Annotated in this window: 21 protein-coding genes and 1 pseudogene; 7 read left to right on the forward strand and 15 right to left on the reverse strand. The window is 65.9% G+C overall.

Features of this window, described 5'->3' with window-relative positions:
• The 5 genes and pseudogenes from F3J14_RS24195 to F3J14_RS24215 form a co-directional block, all read left to right on the forward strand.
• A pseudogene (locus tag F3J14_RS24195) lies at nucleotides 1-252 on the forward strand (regulator); the annotation flags it as partial.
• 10 nt (nucleotides 253-262) lie between these two features.
• Nucleotides 263-1,960, forward strand: coding sequence for a single-stranded-DNA-specific exonuclease RecJ (recJ, locus tag F3J14_RS24200; protein ID WP_166725144.1), 1,698 nt, complete (start codon nucleotides 263-265; stop codon nucleotides 1,958-1,960).
• A gap of 152 nt (nucleotides 1,961-2,112) precedes the next feature.
• Nucleotides 2,113-3,217 (forward strand): peptide chain release factor 2 gene (prfB, locus tag F3J14_RS24205; protein ID WP_098143590.1). Its coding sequence is split into 2 segments (ribosomal slippage): nucleotides 2,113-2,193 and nucleotides 2,195-3,217, totalling 1,104 coding nucleotides; the frame shifts between segments, so codons are not numbered across the junction.
• Nucleotides 3,218-3,292: 75 nt separating this feature from the next.
• Entirely contained in the window at nucleotides 3,293-4,819 is a 1,527-nt protein-coding gene (gene lysS, locus F3J14_RS24210; protein ID WP_011657372.1) for a lysine--tRNA ligase, read from the forward strand.
• Between the two features lie 347 nt (nucleotides 4,820-5,166).
• Entirely contained in the window at nucleotides 5,167-5,922 is a 756-nt protein-coding gene (locus F3J14_RS24215; protein ID WP_166725145.1) for a glycine zipper 2TM domain-containing protein, read from the forward strand.
• Between the two features lie 133 nt (nucleotides 5,923-6,055).
• Here F3J14_RS24215 and iscX read toward each other — a convergent pair whose 3' ends face one another.
• From iscX to F3J14_RS24275, 12 genes are all read right to left on the reverse strand, one after another.
• Complete coding sequence (gene iscX, locus F3J14_RS24220) at nucleotides 6,056-6,265, reverse strand: Fe-S cluster assembly protein IscX (protein WP_006754136.1); 210 nt, start codon at nucleotides 6,263-6,265, stop codon at nucleotides 6,056-6,058.
• 76 nt (nucleotides 6,266-6,341) lie between these two features.
• Entirely contained in the window at nucleotides 6,342-6,683 is a 342-nt protein-coding gene (gene fdx, locus F3J14_RS24225; RefSeq protein ID WP_011657374.1) for an ISC system 2Fe-2S type ferredoxin, read from the reverse strand.
• A gap of 88 nt (nucleotides 6,684-6,771) precedes the next feature.
• Nucleotides 6,772-8,640, reverse strand: a complete 1,869-nt coding sequence (gene hscA / locus F3J14_RS24230; protein WP_166725146.1) for a Fe-S protein assembly chaperone HscA — start codon at nucleotides 8,638-8,640, stop codon at nucleotides 6,772-6,774.
• A gap of 54 nt (nucleotides 8,641-8,694) precedes the next feature.
• Nucleotides 8,695-9,222 carry a Fe-S protein assembly co-chaperone HscB gene (gene hscB, locus F3J14_RS24235; RefSeq protein ID WP_166725147.1) on the reverse strand — a complete coding sequence of 176 codons (528 nt, stop codon included), beginning with the start codon at nucleotides 9,220-9,222 and terminating at the stop codon, nucleotides 8,695-8,697.
• Between the two features lie 94 nt (nucleotides 9,223-9,316).
• A complete protein-coding gene (gene iscA, locus F3J14_RS24240) occupies nucleotides 9,317-9,640 on the reverse strand; it encodes an iron-sulfur cluster assembly protein IscA (RefSeq protein ID WP_006754132.1) in 324 nt (107 codons plus the stop codon).
• 62 nt (nucleotides 9,641-9,702) lie between these two features.
• Complete coding sequence (iscU, locus tag F3J14_RS24245) at nucleotides 9,703-10,110, reverse strand: Fe-S cluster assembly scaffold IscU (protein ID WP_006754131.1); 408 nt, start codon at nucleotides 10,108-10,110, stop codon at nucleotides 9,703-9,705.
• Nucleotides 10,111-10,178: 68 nt separating this feature from the next.
• Nucleotides 10,179-11,402, reverse strand: coding sequence for an IscS subfamily cysteine desulfurase (locus F3J14_RS24250; RefSeq protein WP_166725148.1), 1,224 nt, complete (start codon nucleotides 11,400-11,402; stop codon nucleotides 10,179-10,181).
• A 63-nt stretch (nucleotides 11,403-11,465) separates the two neighbouring features.
• A complete protein-coding gene (gene iscR / locus F3J14_RS24255; protein WP_006401955.1) occupies nucleotides 11,466-12,005 on the reverse strand; it encodes a Fe-S cluster assembly transcriptional regulator IscR in 540 nt (179 codons plus the stop codon).
• Between the two features lie 117 nt (nucleotides 12,006-12,122).
• On the reverse strand, nucleotides 12,123-12,605 hold the full coding sequence (locus F3J14_RS24260; RefSeq protein ID WP_166725149.1) for a low molecular weight protein-tyrosine-phosphatase: 483 nt from the start codon (nucleotides 12,603-12,605) through the stop codon (nucleotides 12,123-12,125).
• 101 nt (nucleotides 12,606-12,706) lie between these two features.
• A complete protein-coding gene (locus F3J14_RS24265) occupies nucleotides 12,707-12,934 on the reverse strand; it encodes a hypothetical protein (RefSeq protein ID WP_166725150.1) in 228 nt (75 codons plus the stop codon).
• Between the two features lie 127 nt (nucleotides 12,935-13,061).
• On the reverse strand, nucleotides 13,062-14,474 hold the full coding sequence (locus F3J14_RS24270) for a lactate utilization protein B (RefSeq protein ID WP_166725151.1): 1,413 nt from the start codon (nucleotides 14,472-14,474) through the stop codon (nucleotides 13,062-13,064).
• Between the two features lie 34 nt (nucleotides 14,475-14,508).
• The gene (locus F3J14_RS24275; protein WP_006760274.1) at nucleotides 14,509-15,231 is read right to left on the reverse strand and encodes a (Fe-S)-binding protein; all 723 of its coding nucleotides are present in this window, start codon (nucleotides 15,229-15,231) and stop codon (nucleotides 14,509-14,511) included.
• A 182-nt stretch (nucleotides 15,232-15,413) separates the two neighbouring features.
• Here F3J14_RS24275 and F3J14_RS24280 point away from each other — a divergent pair, with 182 nt between their 5' ends.
• Nucleotides 15,414-16,223, forward strand: a complete 810-nt coding sequence (locus tag F3J14_RS24280) for an IclR family transcriptional regulator (protein WP_006754125.1) — start codon at nucleotides 15,414-15,416, stop codon at nucleotides 16,221-16,223.
• A gap of 102 nt (nucleotides 16,224-16,325) precedes the next feature.
• On the opposite strand, the gene pbpG is transcribed toward F3J14_RS24280, so the two are convergent.
• A complete protein-coding gene (gene pbpG, locus F3J14_RS24285) occupies nucleotides 16,326-17,480 on the reverse strand; it encodes a D-alanyl-D-alanine endopeptidase (protein ID WP_166725152.1) in 1,155 nt (384 codons plus the stop codon).
• A 658-nt stretch (nucleotides 17,481-18,138) separates the two neighbouring features.
• Here pbpG and F3J14_RS24290 point away from each other — a divergent pair.
• The gene (locus F3J14_RS24290; RefSeq protein ID WP_166725153.1) at nucleotides 18,139-18,705 is read left to right on the forward strand and encodes a phasin family protein; all 567 of its coding nucleotides are present in this window, start codon (nucleotides 18,139-18,141) and stop codon (nucleotides 18,703-18,705) included.
• A 206-nt stretch (nucleotides 18,706-18,911) separates the two neighbouring features.
• Here the strand turns inward: F3J14_RS24290 and lpdA are convergent, their stop codons facing one another.
• Nucleotides 18,912-20,678: a dihydrolipoyl dehydrogenase gene (gene lpdA / locus F3J14_RS24295; RefSeq protein WP_166725154.1), complete on the reverse strand. Its 1,767-nt coding sequence runs from the start codon at nucleotides 20,676-20,678 to the stop codon at nucleotides 18,912-18,914.
• A 276-nt stretch (nucleotides 20,679-20,954) separates the two neighbouring features.
• Nucleotides 20,955-22,012, reverse strand: a 1,058-nt coding sequence (locus F3J14_RS24300; RefSeq protein ID WP_166725155.1) for a dihydrolipoyllysine-residue acetyltransferase, incomplete at its 5' end; no start/stop codon positions are given.

Here is a 22,012-nt window from a genome sequence, read left to right on the forward strand (position 1 = left end):
TGCGCGACGCTCGTCGAGCTGCCGGCGCTGTCCGCCCCGTTCATCGAACAGGACTGGGCACGCTGGCACGACGCGCTCGCCATGCTCGAGCGCGACTGGTTCGCGCCGACCCTCGCCGCGCTGCGGAACGGCGAGCTGGCCAGCGTCGATTTCACGCTGTGCGGCGACACCAGCTCCGTGACGCTGCACGCGACGCGCGGCGACCTGCGCAAGTTCTGGCGCCGCCGCGCGCTGGCGTCCCTGTTCGAATGACCCCACTCGTATGACCCGGATCGTTACCCGCCCCGTCGCGCCCGCCGACGCCGAAGCGCTCGCGCGCCACGGCCTGCACCCCGTCCTCGCGCGCCTGTATGCATCGCGCGGCGTGCAGTCCCCGACCGACATCGAGACCGCGCTCGCGCGCCTCGTGCCGCCCACCGAACTGAAAGGCTGCGCGGACGCCGCGTCGCTGCTCGCCGACGCGATCGCCGACAAGCGGCGCCTGCTGGTCGTCGCCGACTACGACTGCGACGGCGCGACCGCCTGTGCGGTCGCGGTGCGCGGCCTGCGGATGTTCGGCGCGCAGATCGACTACCTGGTGCCGAACCGCTTCGAATACGGCTACGGGCTCACGCCCGAGATCGTCGAACTCGCGGCCGCCCGCAAGCCCGACCTGCTGATCACCGTCGACAACGGAATCGCGAGCGTCGCGGGCGTCGAAGCCGCGAATGCACGCGGCATCGACGTGCTCGTGACCGACCACCACCTGCCCGGCGACGCACTGCCCGCCGCGCGCGCGATCGTGAACCCGAACCAGCCCGGCTGCGCGTTCCCGAGCAAGCACATCGCCGGTGTCGGCGTGATGTTCTACGTGTTGCTCGCGCTGCGCGCCGAGCTGCGCCGCCGCGGCGCGTTCGCGAGCAAGGAAGCCGAGCCGCGCCTCGACGGACTGCTCGACCTCGTCGCGCTCGGCACCGTCGCCGACGTGGTGCGGCTCGACGGCAACAATCGCGTGCTCGTCGCACAGGGGCTGCAACGCATCCGCAACGGCCGCATGCAGCCGGGCATCGCCGCGCTGTTTCGCGCCGCCGGCCGCGAGGCGCGCACCGCATCGGGGTTCGACCTTGGCTTCGGCCTCGGCCCGCGCCTGAATGCCGCCGGGCGGCTCTCCGACATGTCGCTCGGCATCGAATGCCTGATCACCGACGACATCGGCCGCGCGTGGGACCTCGCGCAGCAGCTCGACGTGATGAACCGCGAGCGCCGCGAGATCGAGGCCGGCATGCAGCAGCAGGCGCTCGCCGACCTCGCCGACGTCGATCCGGCCGACGCGTGCACGATCACGCTGTTCAATCCCGAATGGCACCAGGGCGTGATCGGCATCGTCGCCGGGCGGCTCAAGGAGAAATTCCACCGCCCGTCGTTCACGTTCGCGCATGCGGACGAAGCCGGCACGCGGGTCAAGGGTTCGGGTCGCTCGATTCCCGGCTTCCACCTGCGCGACGCGCTCGACCTGGTGTCGAAGCGCGAGCCCGACCTGATCGTCGCGTTCGGCGGCCACGCGATGGCGGCCGGCCTCACGCTCGGCACCGACGACGTGCCGCGCTTCGCGGCCGCGTTCGAGGCCGTCGCGCGCGAATGGCTGTCCGACGACGCGCTCGCGCGCGTGATCGAGACCGACGGCGAACTGGAGGACGCGTATTTCACGCCGCAGTTCGTCGGGCTGCTCGACGAAGCCGTCTGGGGCCAGGGCTTTCCGGCCCCGCTTTTCTCCGGCGAGTTCGACGTCGTGTCGCAGTCGCTCGTGAAGGAAAAGCACCTGAAGCTGCAGCTGGCGCGCGGCCGCCAGCGCTTCAACGCGATCTGGTTCAACCACCCCGAGCCGCTGCCGGCGAGCGCGCTGATCGCGTATCGCCTCGTCGCCGACACGTGGAACGGCGTGACGCGCGTCCAGCTGATCGTCGAGCACGCGGCCGGCTGAGCACCGGCCACCCGGCCCGCGCGCTCGTGGGCCGCATACGCGCCGCGCCGAACGGGGCCACGGCGCGCATGCAAGCACACCCCGCGTCACCGGGAAACCCCGCCGATCGGCTATAATTCCGCTTTTTTACGAAGCAAGAACAGCGAACGATCATGGAAGCGGAACGTCTCAACGCGATCGAAAGCTCCCTGCTCGACCTGCGCACCCGCGCGGGCGAGCTTCGGGGGTATCTTTGACTACGACGCCAAATCTGCGCGTCTGACCGAAGTCAACAAGGAACTCGAAGACCCGAACGTCTGGAACGATTCGAAGAACGCCCAGGCACTCGGCCGCGAGAAGAAGCTGCTCGAAGGCGTCGTCACGACGCTCACCGCGCTCGATAGCGACCTGCGCGATGCGCTCGACCTGTTCGAGCTCGCACGCGAGGAAGGCGACGAAGACACCCTCGTCGCATCCGAAGACGACGCGAAGAAGCTCGAAGCGCGCGTCGGCGACATCGAATTCCGCCGGATGTTCTCGAACCCGGCCGACCCGAACAACTGCTTCATCGACATCCAGGCCGGCGCCGGCGGCACCGAGGCGTGCGACTGGGCGTCGATGCTGCTGCGCCAATACCTGCGCTACTGCGAGCGCAAGGGCTTCAAGGCCGAAGTGCTCGAAGAGTCGGACGGCGACGTCGCCGGCATCAAGAACGCGACGGTCAAGGTCACGGGCGAATACGCATACGGCTTCCTGCGCACCGAAACGGGCATCCACCGCCTCGTGCGCAAGTCGCCGTTCGACTCGTCCGGCGGCCGCCACACGTCGTTCTCGTCGGTGTTCGTGTATCCGGAAATCGACGACTCGATCGAAGTCGAGGTCAATCCGGCCGACCTGCGCATCGACACGTACCGCGCGTCGGGCGCGGGCGGCCAGCACATCAACAAGACCGATTCGGCCGTGCGGATCACGCACATGCCGACCGGCATTGTCGTGCAGTGCCAGAACGACCGCTCGCAGCACCGCAACCGCGCCGAAGCGATGGCGATGCTGAAGTCGCGCCTGTACGAAGCCGAAATGCGCAAGCGCCAGGCCGAGCAGGACAAGCTCGAATCGAGCAAGACCGATGTGGGCTGGGGCCACCAGATCCGTTCGTACGTGCTCGACCAGAGCCGCGTGAAGGACCTGCGCACGAACGTCGAAATGAGCAACACGCGAGCCGTGCTCGACGGCGATCTCGACGACTTCATCAGCGCGAGCCTCAAACAGGGCGTGTAAGCGCCGCGGCGCGGCCTCTCCGGTCGCGCCGCCCTTCCCGTTGCGTTGCCGCACCCATTCCGAATTCCGACCATCATGACCGAACCGACCCAAACGCAGCCCGCCGTCGCGGCGGACGAAAACCAGATCATCGCCGAGCGCCGCGAGAAGCTGCGCGCATTGCGCGAGCAAGGCGTCGCCTATCCGAACGATTTCCGGCCGACGCATCACGCCGCCGATCTCCAGGCAACCTTCGCCGACTCGGACAAGGCCGCGCTCGAAGCGAACCCGGTCGAGGTGTCGGTCGCCGGCCGCATGATGCTCAAGCGCGTGATGGGCAAGGCGAGCTTCGCGACGGTGCAGGACGGTTCGGGCCAGATCCAGTTCTTCGTGACGCCGAACGACGTCGGCGCGGAAACCTACGACGCATTCAAGAAGTGGGACCTCGGCGACATCGTCGCCGCCCGCGGCGTGCTGTTCCGCACCAACAAGGGCGAGCTGTCGGTCCAGTGCAAGGAACTGCGCCTGCTGTCGAAGGCGCTGCGCCCGCTGCCGGACAAGTTCCACGGCCTCGCCGACCAGGAGATGCGCTATCGCCAGCGCTACGTCGACCTGATCGTCACGCCGGAAACGCGCGACACGTTCCGCGCGCGCACCCGGACCATCGCGTCGATCCGCAAGTTCATGGACAACGCCGACTTCATGGAAGTCGAAACGCCGATGCTGCACCCGATCCCGGGCGGCGCCGCGGCCAAGCCGTTCGTCACGCATCACAACGCGCTCGACATGCAGATGTTCCTGCGCATCGCACCGGAGCTGTACCTGAAGCGCCTGATCGTCGGCGGCTTCGAGCGCGTGTTCGAGATCAACCGCAATTTCCGGAATGAAGGCGTGTCGCCGCGCCACAACCCGGAATTCACGATGATGGAGTTCTACGCCGCGTACACCGATTACCGCTGGCTGATGGACTTCACCGAGCAGCTGATCCGCCAGGCGGCGATCGATGCGCTCGGCACCGCGACGATCCAGTACCAGGGCCGCGAACTCGACCTCGCAAAGCCGTTCCACCGCCTGACGATCACGCAGGCGATCCAGAAGTACGCGCCGCAATACACCGACGGCCAGCTGTCGGACGACGCATTCCTGCGTACCGAACTGAAGCGCTTCGGCGTCGACGTGTCGCAGCCCGCCTTCCTGAACGCCGGCATCGGCGCGCTGCAGCTTGCGCTGTTCGAGGAAACCGCCGAATCGCAGCTGTGGGAGCCGACCTACATCATCGACTACCCGGTCGAAGTGTCGCCGCTCGCACGCGCGTCGGATACGACGCCGGGCATCACCGAGCGTTTCGAGCTGTTCATGACGGGCCGCGAGATCGCGAACGGCTTCTCGGAGCTGAACGATCCGGAAGACCAGGCCGCGCGTTTCAAGAAGCAGGTCGAGCAGAAGGATGCCGGCGACGAGGAAGCGATGTTCTTCGACGCCGACTACATCCGCGCGCTCGAACACGGGATGCCGCCGACGGGCGGCTGCGGGATCGGCATCGACCGTCTCGTGATGCTGCTGACCGACAGCCCGACGATCCGCGACGTGCTGCTGTTCCCGCACCTGCGCCGCGAAGACTGACGCTCGCGCTTGCGTGTGCGCCGCGCCCCGCGGCGCGCACGCGTGCGGTTTGTAACCACGCGTAAATCCCGCCTGCCGGCGTCCGCTGGCTTTCGATCCTCCCCCGTTTTATCCCCTCGTCGTGACGGCCTTCTCCGGGTTTTCCCGGTTACGCGCGCCGGTCCCTTGCTGCAATTCGTTACACCTTGATACGGTGCGCCGCTCGCCGGTAGACGACACTCCTGTTGCGTCACCACGCATGACCACGGGACCAGAACGCGGCGCCGGAACGCCAAGTCTGCTCGCTCCCGAAGCGTGGGATCCGGCCAGCGCCAACGTGCGGAGCCGGGTCGACACCGGAGAAAAACATGGACAACCAGAATCAGACCACGCCGCAAAAACAACGCCTCCACCCGCTCATCGCGACCGCGGCAGGCGCCGTCATCGTCGCCAGCCTCGCCGCCACCGCCGCGATTACGGGCATCCTCCCGAAGGCCAGCAGCAATAACGCGCAGAACGGTCAGACCCAGGCCGCGCTGATTGCGTCGCAGCCGGCCGTCGATACGGCCGCGGCAGCGAGTGCCGCGCTAGCCGCGCAAGCGCAGCAGCAGGCAGCCGAACAGGCCGCGCAGCAAAAGGCTGAGCAAAAGGCTGCGGCCGAGAAGGCGGCGGCGGCACAAGCCGAACCGAAGCCCGCGCCGCGCCCGGCAGCCACGCACCACCGCCACACGCCGGCACCGCAACCGCCGCAATATGCGCAACAGCAGTCCGCGCCCGCTCAGCCGGCCTATTGCCAGAGCTGCGGCACGATCGTCTCGATCACGCAATCGCGCACGCCGGGCCAGAGCTCGGGGATCGGCGCGGTCGGCGGCGCAGCAGCCGGCGGCCTGCTCGGCAACCAGTTCGGTCACGGCAACGGCCGCACCGCGATGACCATCATTGGCGCGCTCGGCGGCGGTCTTGCCGGCAACCAGGTCGAGAAGCAGGTGCGCGCGGAAACCGACTACCAGGTGCAGGTCCAGATGGAAAGCGGCGCGACGCGTACGTTCACGTACCACAGCGCGCCGCCGTTCGGCCAGGGTCAGCGCGTGCGGATCGAGAACGGCACGCTGGTCGGCGCGTAACACGCAACGCGTGACGAATCGCCGGGCGGCCCTTGTGCCGCGCCGGAAATGAAAAAGGCTCGTGACAGCATCACGAGCCTTTTCTTTTTTGCGGGAGCGGCGCCGAGCGAGTGCCGGGCGCCGGGCGCGAACCTCAGTCTTCGTCGTCGAAGTCGGATTCGTCGATCCAGTGAGCCTGGATCGCTTCGAGGATTTTCTCGCCCGAGTGGCTGGGATCGTCGGAGAAGCCATCGAGCTCGATGACCCATTGGCGCAGGTCGACGAAATTGATCCGCTGCGGATCGACATCCGGATGCTTGTCTGCCAGCGCGATGGCGATTTCGCGCGAATCGGTCCATTTCATGGCCTGCTCTCCCGTGTATGTAGCGAGTTCGCTAGGCGGAACGCACATGATACGCGCCGCCCGCCCCGCCGAACCGTCAGTGATTTTCCTTCGCGTGGTTGATCGAGTACTTCGGGATCTCGACCACCAGGTCCGAATCTTCCTGCACGATCGCCTGGCACGACAGGCGCGACGTCGGCTCGAGGCCCCACGCCTTGTCGAGCAGGTCGTCTTCGTCCTCTTCGGACGGCTCGAGATCGTTGAAGCCCTCGCGGATCACCACGTGGCAGGTCGTGCATGCGCACGACTTCTCGCATGCATGCTCGATCTCGATCCCGTGGTCGAGCAGGTTGTCGCAAATACTCTTGCCGGGCGTCGCGTCGATCACTGCGCCGTCCGGACACAGTTCGACGTGAGGCAGCACTACCAGTTGAGGCATGTCCGTTCCGTCAGTCAGGGTGCGGCGGCTGGCGCCGCACGGTTCAATATCGCGCGGGCCGTCGCCGGCCCGCGTGCAGGTCGTTCGTTCAGATCTCGTCGAGCCGTCGGCCCGACAATGCGCGCTTGATGCTCTTGTCCATCCGGCGCGCCGCGAATTCGTCGGTGCCGTCGGCCAATGCCTTGGTCGCGGTTTCGATCGCGTCCGCGTCGTCGCCCTGAGCGATCGTGCGCAGCGCCGCGACGAGCGCGTCGACCTGCGTGCGTTCGGCGTCATCGAGCAATTCGCCGTCGGCCGCCAGCGCCGCCTGCGTCGCCTCGATCATCCGCTGGGCCTCGACCTGAGCTTCGCGCAGCGCGCGTGCGCGCATGTCGATCTCGGCGGTCTTGAAGCTGTCCTCGAGCATCTTCGCGATGTCGTCGTCGGCGAGGCCGTACGACGGCTTCACAACGACCGATGCCTCGACGCCCGAATGCTGCTCGCGTGCGAACACCGACAGCAGCCCGTCCGCATCGACCTGATAGGTCACGCGGATGCGCGCCGCACCGGCCGTCATCGGCGGGATGCCGCGCAGCTCGAAGCGTGCGAGCGACCGGCAGTCGGCGACGAGCTCGCGCTCGCCTTGCACGACGTGGATCGCCATCGCGGTCTGACCGTCCTTGAAGGTCGTGAACTCCTGCGCACGCGCGATCGGAATCGTCGAGTTGCGCGGAATGATCTTCTCGACGAGACCGCCCATCGTCTCGACACCGAGCGACAGGGGGATCACGTCGAGCAGCAGCCAGTCGTCGCCGCCGCCGCGATTGCCGGCGAGCAGGTCGGCCTGAATCGCCGCGCCGAGCGCAACCACCTGGTCCGGATCGAGATTGACGAGCGGCGGCTGGCCGAAATACTTCGCGACCGCATCGCGGATCACCGGCATGCGCGTCGCGCCGCCAACCAGCACGACACCCTTGATGTCGGCCGGGGTCACCTGCGCGTCGCGCAATGCCTTGCGGGTCGGTGTCAGCGTACGCTGCACGAGCGGCTCGACGAGCGACGCGAACGTGTCGTGCGAGATCGTCTGCACGAGCTGCGCACCGTTCGACAGCGTCACGTCGAGCGACGCCTGCGGCGCGGACGACAGCGCTTCCTTCAGCACGCGCACGCGATCGAGCAGCAGGCGCACGTCCTCGGGCGCGAGCGCCTTCACGTCGATGCCGGCCTGTGCGAGCACGTGACCGAACAGCACGTGATCGAAATCGTCGCCGCCGAGTGCGGAATCGCCGCCCGCAGCCAGCACTTCGAACACGCCCTTCGTCAGCTTCAGGATCGACAGGTCGAACGTGCCGCCGCCGAGGTCGTACACCGCGTAGAGGCCTTCGGCCGCGTTGTCGAGACCGTAGGCGATCGCGGCCGCGGTCGGTTCGTTCAGCAGGCGCAGCACGTTGAGGCCCGCGAGACGCGCGGCGTCCTTCGTCGCCTGGCGCTGCGCCTCGTCGAAATACGCGGGCACCGTGATCACCGCGCCGACCAGTTCGTCGCCGAGCGTGTCTTCCGCGCGGTAACGCAGCGTCGCGAGAATCTCGGCCGACACTTCGACCGGGCTCTTCACGCCGTCGATCGTGCTGATCTGCACCATGCCCGGCGCATCGACGAATTCGTAAGGTGCGTTCGCCGCGCCTTCGACCTCGGCCTTGCCGCGGCCCATGAAGCGCTTGACCGATACGATCGTGTTGCGCGGATCGGTCGCGGCCTGCTCCTTCGCTTCGTGGCCGATGCGGCGGCCGCCCTTCTCCAGATAACGGACCACCGACGGCAGCAGCGCGCGGCCCGCGTCGTCCGGCAGCACTTCGGGCACGCTGTTGCGCACGGCCGCGACGAGCGAGTTCGTCGTGCCGAGATCGATCCCGACAGCGAGTCGCCGCTGGTGCGGCGCCGGCGCCATGCCCGGTTCGGAAATTTGCAGTAAAGCCATCTTGGTTCGTTCGGGCGCTCGGCCCGTTTGCTGCGCGTGCCGCGAGGCACGCGGTTAAGTTTCGAGGCGCTCGATCTGCGCGCCCACTTCCGACGCGACGCGTTCGATGAACATCAGCTGGCGTACGGCCTCGGCGGCGGCCTGGTCGGCTGCGCTGTCGAGCAACGTGCCGAGGCGCTCGAGGCGCACGCGCTTCTCATCACGCAGTTCGGCGAGCAGCGCATCGAGCGCGTCGACGTTGCGGGCGGCCGCGGCATCCTCGATGCCTTCGCGCCACTCCATCTGCTGCATCAGGAACGCGGGCTCCATCGCGGTGTTGTTTTCAGCACCGATGTCGACGCCGCGCAGCAACAACAGATAGGTCGCACGCTTCAACGGATCGCGCAGCGTACGGTAGGCCTCGTTCGCACGCGTCGCCCATTGCATCGCGATGCGTTTTTGCGCATCGCCGGCCGCCGCGAAGCGGTCCGGGTGCACTTGCGTCTGCACCGTGCGATACGCGCTGTCGAGCGTCGCCTCGTCGAGCGCGAATTGCGCCGGCAGGTGAAACAGATCGAAGTGGCTGTCTTTCAGCGAAACCATCGTCGCGTTCAATTCCGGTTCATCGCGCGGCAAACGCCGCACATTAAAAAGGCGGCCCGTGCCGCCTCTTGCCCGCATTGCGCGGAAGACCGCGTCAGACGCGGAACGATTCGCCGCAGCCGCACTCGTCCTTCACGTTCGGGTTGTTGAACTTGAACCCTTCGTTCAGGCCTTCGCGCGCGAAGTCGAGTTGGGTGCCGTCGATGTACGCGAGGCTCTTCGGGTCGACGATGACCTTCACGCCATGGCTCTCGAATACCTGATCCTCGGGAGCGAGCTCGTCGACATACTCGAGCTTGTACGCGAGCCCCGAGCACCCGGTCGTGCGAACGCCAAGCCGCAGGCCCACACCCTTGCCGCGACGGACGAGGTATTTCTGGACGTGCTGTGCTGCTTTTTCGGTCAGTGTAATTGCCATGATGTCCTTGCCGCGGCACGCCTGGGGCCCGCCGCGATCCTTCACAAGCCGCTCGATGCCGCTCAGGCCGCTGCCTGATCGCCTTCCGTGGTGTCGTGGCGCTTCTTGTAGTCGGCCACGGCTGCCTTGATCGCGTCTTCCGCGAGAATCGAGCAGTGAATCTTCACCGGCGGCAGTGCAAGTTCTTCGGCGATCTGCGTGTTCTTGATCGACAGCGCCTCGTCGAGCGTCTTGCCCTTCACCCATTCGGTCACGAGCGAGCTCGACGCGATGGCCGAACCGCAGCCGTACGTCTTGAACTTCGCGTCTTCGATCACGCCGTCCGCGCCGACGCGGATCTGCAGCTTCATCACGTCGCCGCAGGCCGGCGCGCCGACCATGCCCGTACCGACCGCGTCGTCGTCCTTCGCGAACGAACCGACGTTACGCGGGTTTTCGTAGTGATCCAGAACCTTGTTGCTGTATGACATGACTCAGACTCCTTGACTCGTTACGTCTGCGTGCGCAAATTCGCCCGCGAATGTACTCAATGCGATGTTCAGTGCGCAGCCCATTCGATCGTGGACAGATCGATGCCTTCCTGGTGCATTTCCCAGAGCGGCGACAGTTCGCGCAGCTTCGAGATCTTGCTGTTCAGCAGGTCGATCACGAAGTCGACGTCCTGCTCCGTCGTGAAGCGGCCGACCGTGAAGCGGATCGAGCTGTGGGCGAGTTCGTCGTTGCGGCCGAGCGCACGCAGCACGTACGAAGGCTCCAGCGACGCCGACGTGCAAGCGGAACCCGACGACACCGCGACATCCTTGATCGCCATGATCAGCGACTCGCCTTCGACGAAGTTGAAGCTGATGTTCAGGTTGTGCGGGACACGGTGCTCCATGTCGCCGTTCACGTACGTTTCCTCGATCTGCGACAGGCCGCGCAGCAGCTTGTCGCGCAGCATGCGGACGCGCTCGTTCTCGGTCGCCATTTCTTCGCGCGCGATGCGGAACGCTTCGCCCATGCCGACGATCTGGTGCGTCGCCAGCGTGCCCGAACGCATGCCGCGCTCGTGACCGCCGCCGTGCATCTGCGCTTCGATGCGCACGCGCGGCTTGCGGCGCACGTACAGCGCGCCGATGCCCTTCGGGCCGTACGTCTTGTGCGCCGAGAACGACATCAGGTCGACCTTCAGCTTCGCGAGATCGATCTCGACCTTGCCGGTCGACTGCGCGGCGTCGACGTGGAACACGATGCCCTTCTCGCGGCAGATCTCGCCGATCGTCTCGATATCCTGGATCACGCCGATCTCGTTGTTCACGTGCATCACCGACACGAGGATCGTGTCCGGGCGCAGCGCGGCCTTGAACACGTCGAGGTCGATCAGGCCGTCTTCCTTTACGTCGAGATAGGTGACTTCGAAGCCGTCGCGCTCGAGCTCGCGGCAGGTGTCGAGCACGGCCTTGTGCTCGGTCTTCACCGTGACGATGTGCTTGCCCTTGCCCTTGTAGAAGTTCGCGGCACCCTTGATCGCGAGGTTGTCCGACTCCGTTGCGCCGGACGTCCAGATGATCTCGCGCGGATCCGCGTTCACCAGCGCGGCCACCTGCTCGCGCGCTTCCTCAACCGCGCGCTCCGCATCCCAGCCGTATGCGTGGCTGCGCGATGCCGGGTTGCCGAACTGCTCGCGCAGATACGGCACCATCTTGTCGACCACGCGCGGGTCGACCGGCGTCGTCGCGCTGTAATCCATGTAGATGGGCAGGTGGAGAGTCTCTTGGGTCATCTGTCGCTCCGGGTATTCTGTGCAGGGACTATGTGCGTTATGGGGTGTGCGGCGCGTTCGCGCTCACGAACTCGCGATGTTGAACACCGAATTGGGGCCGAGCGGCATCGTACGCACCGGTTCGGCCGGCGCCGCGACGGGCTCCGGCGCGCGCCGGTCGCGCAGCACCGCGGGTGCGCCCTCGCGTGCACGCTGCTGATCGACGAGATCCTGCAGCGACACCGAATCGAGGTATTCGACCATTTTCTGGTTCAGGGTCGACCACAGCTCGTGCGTCATGCAATGGCCGTCGGGCTGCTTCGAGCCGTCGCACGTGCCTTTGCCGCCGCACTGCGTGGCGTCGAGCGGTTCATCGACCGCGATGATGATGTCGGCGACGGTGACGTCCTGCGCGCGGCGCGCGAGGTTGTAGCCGCCGCCCGGGCCGCGCACGGATTCGACGATTTCATGCCTGCGCAGCTTCCCGAACAGCTGTTCGAGATACGAGAGCGAAATCCGCTGGCGCTGGCTGATGCCTGCAAGCGTCACCGGGCCCTGCTCCTGGCGCAGTGCCAAGTCAATCATCGCCGTGACGGCGAAACGGCCTTTGGTGGTGAGTCTCATGGTGTCTAGGGGACTGCAATCTTGACGATTTTGGTCAAGTATAAATATTTGACGATTTTAGTCAAGTATCCATGTCTGCGGCAGGGTATTCGCAGCACGCTGAATACCTTGCCGCGATCAGCGTCCGGTACGGCTCCGGAGGGTGTCCAGCAGGCCCGCGCAGGCGCGCTCGACCTGATCGAGCACCTGTTCGAAGCCCTGCGCGCCGCCGAAATAAGGATCGGCCACTTCGATTTCGGCCGCGCCCGACGCGAATTCCATCAGGAGGCGCACCTTGTCGCGATGCTCGGGCGGACAGCGCCGGCGCAATTCCGCGAGATTGGCTTCGTCCATCGCCAGCAGCAGGTCGAACCGCTCGAAATCCGCCGCGCTCACCTGCCGCGCCCGCAGCGCCGAGAGGTCGTAGCCGCGGGTACGGGCCGCCGCCTGCGCGCGCGTGTCGGGCGGTTCGCCGACGTGCCAGTCACCGGTGCCGGCCGAATCGATCGTGATGTGCTCGGCCAGCCCGGCCGCGTCCACCTGGTGGCGCATCACGCCTTCCGCCGTGGGCGAACGGCAGATATTGCCGAGACAGACAAAACAGATCGCAACGCGGGTCATCGCACTATCGGAAAGCCGCGGCGAACCGCGTCGGAGAAGAACGCGCCATTATACAAAGGCGCCCGAAATCGCGCCGCCGCGCAAAGCGACGGCGGCGTGCCTTACAGCGCCTTGGGTGCGGCCAGCACGACGTCGCCGGAGGCGGCCGGCAACGGTTGCGCCGCGTCGTCGACGAGCCCGAACGACACCGCGCGCGCCAGTTCGGCCGATGCCTGATGCACGGCGAGCGGACCACGCGACGGCGCGTCGGCCATCGCGTGCAGATAGGCGAGCGCGGCGAGCGGGACGACGATTGCCAGCGGCCAGTACATCGATATTGTCTTTTTCATGATGCGGCTCCTTGACCTCATTCCTCGAAACCCAATTCCGGGGACTACAGACGAGATTCTATAGAGCGCATCTATCGAGATAAATACATAAATAGCGAACGCACTGTTGTCGCCCGATGAACAGTCGTCAGCCGAGGTGGCTTTGCGATGCCGCGTACAGTTCGCGGAACGTGCGACCGGTCGGGGTCGGCATGTCGCGCGTGTCCATCCAGCCGCCCATCATCGGCAGCCGCCGCAGCATGCCGCCGCTGCCGCCGAGCCGCTCGAGGACCCGCACCGCGAGCTTGGTCGTCAGCGCGTAAAGCAGCGGTCGGCGCGCGAAAAAGCCCCACGCGGCGAGTGCGGCGCGCTCGCGCCACGGCCGCAGGTGCCGCTCGACCTGTTTCTCGCGCAGCGTGCGCAGCAGGTGCGACAGCGGGATCCCCACCGGGCAGACGCTGTCGCATTCGCCGCACAGCGTCGCGGCCTGCGGCAGGTCGAGCGCACGGTCGATCCCGACATAGCTCGGCGTCAGCACCGACCCCATCGGGCCCGGATAGACCCATCCGTACGCGTGCCCGCCGACCTTCTGGTACACCGGGCAATGGTTCATGCACGCGCCGCAGCGGATGCAGCGCAGCATCTCCTGGAATTCGCCGCCGATCAGGCCCGTGCGGCCGCCGTCGACGAGCACGACATAGTTGTGCTCCGGGCCGTCCTCGTCTGCCGGGCCGCGCGGCCCGGTGAGCAGGGAGAAGTAATTCGACGTCTTCTGTCCGGTCGCCGAACGCGGCAGCAGACGCATCGCGGTCGCGAGATCCTCGAGCGTCGGCAGCACCTTCTCGATGCCCGTCACCGCGACATGCACGCGCGGCATCACCGTGCACATGCCTTCGTTGCCTTCGTTCGTGACGATCGCGACCGAACCCGTCTCGGCGATCACGAAGTTGCCGCCCGTCACGCCCATGTCGGCCGACAGGAAATGCGGGCGCAGCACCTCGCGCGCCTCGCGCGTCATGTCGGGAATCTCGGTCAGCCGCTCGCGATGGTGCGTACGCGCGAACAGGTCGGCGATCTCGTCCTTGTCCTTGTGCACGACGGGCGCAATGATGTGGCTCGGCGGCTCGTTGTCGTTGATCTGCAGGATGTATTCGCCGAGGTCCGTCTCGATCGACTGCACGCCCATCTCGGCGAGCACCGCGTTCAGGCGCATTTCCTCGGACACCATCGACTTCGTCTTGATGACCTTCTTCACGTCGTGGCGCCGCGCGATGTCGGCGACGAGCCGCGCGGCGTCCTCGGTCGTTTCCGCGAACAGCACCGTCGTGCCGCGCCGCGCCGCCTCGCGCTCGAACGCCTCGAGCCACACGTCGAGGTTCTCCAGCGCACGGTTGCGGCGCGCCTTCAGCGCGGCGCGCGTCGCCTGGAAGTCGATCGCGGTCATCGCGTCGGCGCGCGCGGACACGAACTTCGTCGACAGCTTCTTCAGGTTCTGCTGCAAGCGCTGGTCGGCCAGCTTCTGGCCGGCACGCGCCTTGAAATGCATCGATTGGACTTGCATCGCGGTATCGGGGAAAAGTGAGCGGAACCGGGCGTCAGACGTCGCCCGCCAGCACCTGCGCGACGTGCAGCACGCGCGTGTCGCGGTCGCCCGTGCGGCGCAACCGCCCTTCGATGTTCAGCATGCAGCCGAGATCGCCCAACACGACGGCGCCCGCGCCGGACGCGCGCACGTTCGCGCATTTCTCGTCCGCGATGGCTGCCGAAATGTCGCCGTACTTGACCGCGAACGTGCCGCCGAAGCCGCAGCAGTGCTCGCAATCCTTCATCTCGGTAACGGCCACGCCGCGCTGCGCGAGCAGCGCGCGCGGCTGCGCTTTCACGCCGAGTTCGCGCAGGCCCGAGCACGAGTCGTGGTAGGTGACGGGCCCCGCGAATTCGCCGGGCGCGAGCGTGACCTTCGCGACGTTCGCGAGGAAATCGGTCAGCTCGTAGACTTTCTGCTGGAACCGCGCATAGCGCCCCATCAGTTCGGGGTCGTCGCGGAACAGGTCGCCGTAGTGCGCGCGGATCATGCCGCCGCACGAGCCCGACGGCACGACGACGTAATCGAACTGCTCGAACTCGCGCAGCGTCTTTTCCGCGAGGTCGCGCGCGAGCGCGCGGTCGCCCGAGTTGTAGGCCGGCTGGCCGCAGCAGGTTTGCGCGGGCGGCACGAACACCTCGTAGCCGGCGTCGCGAATCAGTTTCAGCGCGGAAAAGCCGATTTCCGGACGCATCAGGTCGACCAGGCAGGTCACGAACAAACCGACTCGCATACGCGCTCCTTCGAGAAAACGGCTCTCATTATCCGCCGTTTGGCCGGCAAGACCAACGCCGGCGCATGCGCAAGCATGGATGTCAGGAAACGAGGACTTCCTCGAACGGCGTTCGCTTTTTTCACAATACGAGATACAATCGACGCAATACCGCTTGACGCGTCAACCGATTCTCCGCCGACATGAGCCAACCCACCCCGGATTCCAAAACGTCGATCCAAGTGATCGAACGCATGATGCGGCTGCTGGACGCGCTCGCCGCGCACAGCGACCCCGTCAGCCTGAAGGAGCTTGCCCAGCGCACGGAGCTGCATCCGTCGACCGCGCACCGTATCCTCAACGACATGGTGACCTGCCGCCTCGTCGACCGCTCCGATCCCGGCACGTACCGGCTCGGCATGCGGCTGCTGGAGCTCGGCAACCTCGTGAAGGCGCGCCTGTCGGTACGTGACGCGGCACTGATGCCGATGCGCGAGTTGCACCGCCTGACGGGCCAGACCGTGAACCTGTCGGTACGCCAGGGCGACGAAATCGTCTATATCGAGCGCGCGTATTCGGAACGTTCGGGGATGCAGGTCGTCCGCGCGATCGGCGGCCGCGCGCCGCTGCACCTGACGTCGGTCGGCAAGCTGTTCCTCGCGGTCGACGAAACGTCGCGCGTGCGCGCCTATGCGACGCGCACCGGGCTGTCCGGCCATACGCAGAACAGCATTACCGACATCGCGAAGCTCGAGCGCGAGCTGACGCTCGTGCGCCAGCAATCGTGTGCGCGCGACAACGAGGAACTGGAGCTGGGCGTGCGCTGTATCGCGGCCGGCATCTACGACGATTCGGGCAAGCTCGTCGCCGGCCTGTCGCTGTCGGCACCGGCCGACCGCCTGCAGGACGCGTGGCTCGGCCAGTTGAGCCGCACCGCGCTGACCATCTCGGAATCGCTCGGCTACCGCCCCGCGCCCGCGAAGGATACGGAAGGACTGCAACGGCACGCATGAGTCGCGCCACCCGCCGCACGGCGACCGAACGAAAAAAAGCCCCGCGATTGCGGGGCTTTTTCTTTGCGGCGACCGGTGCGACGGCAAACCGCCGCGACGCGATCAGGTGCCGCCGTTCGCCGTGTTGGCCGCCGTCAGGCGCTCGCCGCCGCCGGCGTCGAGCCAGTTGCGCAGGCGCGCCGCGTCGGCGAAGCGCGAATACTTGCCGAACGAATCCAGCAGCACCATCACCATCGGCCGGCCATGGATCGTCGCCTGCATCACGAGACATTCGCCTGCCTCGTTGATGAAGCCCGTCTTCTGCAGGCCGATGTCCCACGAACCGTTGCCGCGGATCAGCGCGTTCGTGCTGTTGTAGACCAGGTTGCGCTTGCCCGTATAGACGTCGTACGTCCGATCGGTGGAGAACTGGCGAATCATCGGGTACTGGTACGCCGCATTGACCATCTTCACGAGGTCGCGCGCGCTCGACACGTTCGAGCTCGACAGGCCCGTCGAATTCTCGAAGTGCGTGTCGTTCATGCCGAGCGTCTTCGCCTTCGCGTTCATCGCGGCGATGAAGGCCGGACGGCCGCCCGGGTAGTAGCGCGACAGCGCGGCAGCCGCGCGGTTTTCCGATGCCATCAGCGCGATGTGCAGCATATCCTCGCGCGACAGGACCGAGCCGACCGACAGGCGCGAGCCCGTGCCCTTTTCGTAGTCGCGATCTTCGTCGGTGACCTCGAGCTGGTCGGTCATCGGCGACTTCGAGTCGAGCACGACCATCGCCGTCATCAGCTTCGAGATCGACGCGATCGGCACGACGGCGTGCGAATTCTTGTCGAACAGCGGCTCGCCGGTGTTCTGGTCGACGACGTAGGCGACACTCGAGCGCAACGCGAGCGCGTCCGGCGTGTCGTGCAGGCCGAACGCCTGGCCGACCGTCGGGCGACGCGGCTGGAACGCGACCTTGCGCACCGCGCCACGGTGGCCGTGCACGTTCGCCGTGAGCGTCGCGCGCTTGCGCGATGCCTTCGCGCGCGGCGCATCGGCCGACGCGACGTCGGCGGATTTGGCGGAGGCAGCCTTCAGCGACTTCTTCGCGGACGAAGTGGAAGCGGCTTTCTTGGTGGCCTGGTGGGTCTTCGCAGTGGCGGCAAAGGCGTCAACCGGCGTGACGGACGCGGTGGTCGCCAGCAAGGCGACGGCGACCGACACAGCCGTGCCGAGCGTCATGCTCTGCAACAATCTGCGTGGTGAAAACGATTCGGCTTTCATTGGGGTCTGGACAAAGCGGGCGGGAGGTTTCCGCAAGTGTAGTTAAAGCTTAAAAAAAGAGCAATATTAGGCACTTACCGATCGTCGTTAAACCGGAATGTAAGGGTCGCCCGACGATCCATCGATCGACCCTCCCGCCCCCATCGAAAAAATTCATGAGATGCGCTGCCCGACAGTACCCGCCTCCCGAATTACCACGCGGTTAATTGAGATAACGTCACTTTGACGAGAAATTAAAGCGGGGAAAGTACGGATCCGGCGCTCGGTGTGCCTGCGGCACCGGTCTCGGCCACGGCGGCGGCACGTCGCCACGGCACGCGCATTGAAACGGCGCGCTTTTCGACAGGAACAGAAGCATAACGTTCCACATGCCTGTCAGGTTTACCTGTGCATGATCATGGTGCGGCGCGCCTGCCCCGGCCGGGTGCGCACCATGTGGGAAAACACGCATGAAACCGATTCCGGATGCGCGCGATAACTCGTTGTTTTATCGATAATTTGTCGCGATTGTGCAACGCACAAAAAATGCTTGACAAGACTTTTCTGTGCCCTAAAATATGACTCATTGCTGCGATGCACAAAGCCCGCAGCTCCGAGGTTCCCCAGCGTAGTGCCCTTTATCCCTGCGATCGACGCGATCGCTTTTCAGGAGCTTGACATGTCCTTGCTGACCCCCGAGCAAATCGCCGCCGCCCAGAAAGCCAACCTCGAAAGCCTGTTCGGTCTGACGACCAAGGCGTTCGAAGGCGTCGAAAAGCTGATCGAACTCAACCTGCAGGTCGTGAAGTCGACGCTGACGGAAAGCCAGGAAAACGCACAGCGTCTGCTGTCGGTGAAGGACGCACAGGAACTGATCGCGCTGCAAGCGAGCCTGTCGCAGCCGGTCGCGGAAAAGGTGCTGTCGTACACCCGTCACCTGTATGAAATCGCGTCGTCGACGCAAGCCGAGTTCGCGAAGGTTGCAGAAGCGCAATTCGATGAGCAGAACAAGAAGGTCCAGGCGCTCGTCGACAACGTCGCGAAGAACGCCCCGGCCGGTTCGGAAACGGCTGTCGCCGCACTGAAGTCGGCGCTGAATGCAGCGAACACCACGTACGAAACGGTCCAGAAGGCTGCGAAGCAAGCCGTCGAGATCGCCGAAACGAACTTCAACGCGGCTGCCGCTGTCGCGACGAAGGCTGCAAGCGCTGCTGCATCGCGCCGCTCGACCAAGCCGGCCGCGTAAGCGTCCCTGCTCCTGAAAAAGCCGCGCACTGCGCGGCTTTTTCGTTTCCGGCGCCGACACACCGCGCGGCCGGCCATCGTCGATGCGTCGACGTAACACGGACGGCGGGCTGCCGTCGGCCTCGGGCAAAAGAAAACGCCGCCGTCCGGATGTCCCGGGCGGCGGCGTTTTTCATGGCTGGCGCGAGGCCGGCCATGCCGGTCGAGTTACTTCTTGCGTTGCGGCGGCAGGTCCGTACACACGCCTTCGTACAGCTCGGCGGCCATGCCGATCGATTCGCCGAGCGTCGGGTGCGGATGGATCGTCTTGCCGATGTCTTCCGCGTCCGCGCCCATCTCGACGGCGAGACACACTTCGCTGATCAGGTCGCCCGCATTCAGGCCGACGATGCCGCCGCCGATCACGCGATGGGTTTCCTCGTCGAAGATCAGCTTCGTGAAGCCTTCGTCACGGCCGTTCGCGATCGCGCGGCCCGATGCGGCCCACGGGAACACCGCCTTGCCGTACTTGATGCCTTCGGCCTTGCACTGGTCTTCCGTCTTGCCGGCCCACGCCACTTCCGGATCGGTGTACGCCACCGACGGGATCTGCAGCGCGTCGAAGTACGCCTTCTCGCCGTGCGCGGCTTCCGCTGCGACGTGGCCTTCATGCACGGCCTTGTGCGCGAGCATCGGCTGGCCGACGACGTCGCCGATCGCGAAGATGTGCGGGACGTTCGTGCGCATCTGCTTGTCGACGTCGATGAAGCCGCGGTCGGTGACGGCGACGCCGGCCTTGTCGGCGCCGATCGTCTTGCCGTTCGGGCTGCGGCCCACCGCGACGAGCACGAGGTCGTAGCGCTGCGCTTCCGCCGGCGCCTTCTCGCCCTCGAACTTCACGTAGATGCCGTCTTCCTTCGCTTCCGCGCCGACCGTCTTGGTCTTCAGCATCACGTTGCCGAAGCGCTTCGCGTTGTACTTTTCCCAGACCTTCACGAGATCGCGGTCCGCGCCCATCATCAGGCCGTCCATCATTTCGACCACGTCGATCTCGGCGCCGAGCGTCGCGTACACCGTTGCCATTTCGAGGCCGATGATGCCGCCGCCGATCACGAGCATCCGCTTCGGCAGTTGGCGCAGTTCGAGTGCGCCCGTCGAATCGACGACGCGCGGGTCTTCCGGCATGAACGGCAGCTTCACGGCTTGCGAGCCCGCGGCGATGATCGCCTGCTTGAACTTGACGACCTTCTTGCCGTTTTCGCCCTGCACTTCCATGTGATACGGATCGACGAATGCGCCGACGCCGGTGACGACTTCGACCTTGCGCGCCTTCGCCATGCCGGCGAGGCCCGTCGTCAGTTTCTTGACGACGCCGCCCTTGAAGTCGCGCAGCTTGTCGAGATCGACTTCCGGCTTGCCGAACGTGATGCCGTGCGATGCGAGCGCCGCGGCTTCGTCGATGACGAGCGCCGTGTGCAGCAGTGCCTTCGACGGGATGCAACCGACGTTCAGGCACACGCCGCCGAGCGTCGAGTAGCGTTCGACCAGCACCGTCTTCATGCCGAGGTCGGCTGAGCGGAACGCGGCCGAGTAACCGCCCGGGCCGGCGCCGAGCACGAGCATGTCGCACTCGATGTCCACCGCGCCGGCATAGCTGCCGGCTTGCGGCGTGGGCGCCGGAGCGGCTGCGGCCGGTGCCGGCGCAGCGGCTGCGGGTTTCGCTGCCTCAGGTGCTTTCGCGGGTGCGGCATCGCCTGCCGCTGCTTCGACGATGGCGATGACGGTGCCTTGCGAGACTTTCTCGCCGGCTTTGACCTTGACTTCCTTGACCGTGCCGGCGACGTCGCTGGGCACTTCCATGGAGGCTTTATCGGATTCGAGCGTGATGAGCGTTTGCTCTTTTTCGATCACGTCGCCCGGCTTCACGTTGACTTCGATGACATCGACGCCGCTGAAATCGCCGATATCCGGAACCTTGACTTCGATGAGACTCATTACTGTCCCCTTCTTGATTAGCTGCAGACAGAGGGGGAGAAACTCGCGAAAGAACCCGACAGGCCTGACAAGAGAACGCGACGCTGGGCAGAACCACCTTTGCCGTCCGCCCAAGGACGCGCCTTTCTTTTGGTTACTTTTCTTTGGAAGACAAAGAAAAGTGACCGCCGCCCCGCGCAGGGGCGACGCTAGCAGACCCTTAGCAAAACAGGTTCAACGACAGGGCGCGGATCACAGACATCAACCCCACGCCCCCGCGAGCCACTCCCACGCTCATCAAAGAATGATGCGACGGAAATCCCCGAGCAGCGCTCCGAGATACGCATTGAACCGCGCGGCTTCCGCGCCATCGATCACGCGATGGTCATACGACAGCGACAGCGGCAGCGTCAGCCGCGGCACGAACTGCTTGCCGTCCCACACCGGCTTCATCTGGCCGCGCGACAACCCGAGGATTGCGACTTCCGGCGCGTTGATGATCGGCGTGAAGTTGGTGCCGCCGATCCCGCCGAGCGACGAGATCGAGAAGCAGCCGCCTTGCATCTGGTCCGGCTTCAGCTTGCCGTCGCGCGCGGCCTTCGACAGCTCGGCCATTTCCTTCGCGATGTCGACGAGACCCTTCTTGTCCGCATCGCGGATCACCGGCACGACGAGGCCGTTCGGCGTATCGGCAGCGAAACCGACGTGGTAGTACTGCTTGAACACCAGGTTGTCGCCATCGAGGCTCGCGTTGAAGGTCGGGAACTTCTTCAGCGCAGCGACGACCGCCTTGATCACGAACGCGAGCATCGTGAACTTCACGCCCGCCTTCTCGTGCTCCTTGTTCAGCTGGACGCGCAGCGCTTCGAGCTCGGTGATGTCCGCTTCGTCGTTGTTCGTGACGTGCGGGATCATCACCCAGTTGCGATGCAGGTTCGCGCCCGAGATCTTCTTGATGCGCGACAGCGGCTTCGCTTCGAACGGGCCGAACTTCGAGAAGTCGACCTTCGGCCACGGCAGCAGGTTCAGCTCGCCGCCGCCTGCCGGCGCGGCTGCCGCGGCCGGTGCCGCGCGCTGGCCCGTCATCACGCCCTTCACGAAGCCCGTGATGTCTTCCTTCGTGATGCGGCCCTTCGGACCGGTACCCTGCACGCGTGCGACTTCGACGCCGAGTTCGCGCGCGAACTTGCGCACCGACGGCGACGCGTGGCTTGCACGATACTCGCCCGACGGCGCCGCGGCCGGTGCAGCTGCAGCCGGTGCCGGCGCAGCCTTCGCGGGTGCGGGTGCGGCGGCGGGGGATCGGAAGGGCGCCGGGTGGGGGAAGAGGGGCGTCGCGTGGGTAGATCTCGGGG

It is taken from the genome of Burkholderia sp. Tr-862 (assembly GCF_011753085.1).
Taxonomy (GTDB): domain Bacteria; phylum Pseudomonadota; class Gammaproteobacteria; order Burkholderiales; family Burkholderiaceae; genus Burkholderia; species Burkholderia ambifaria.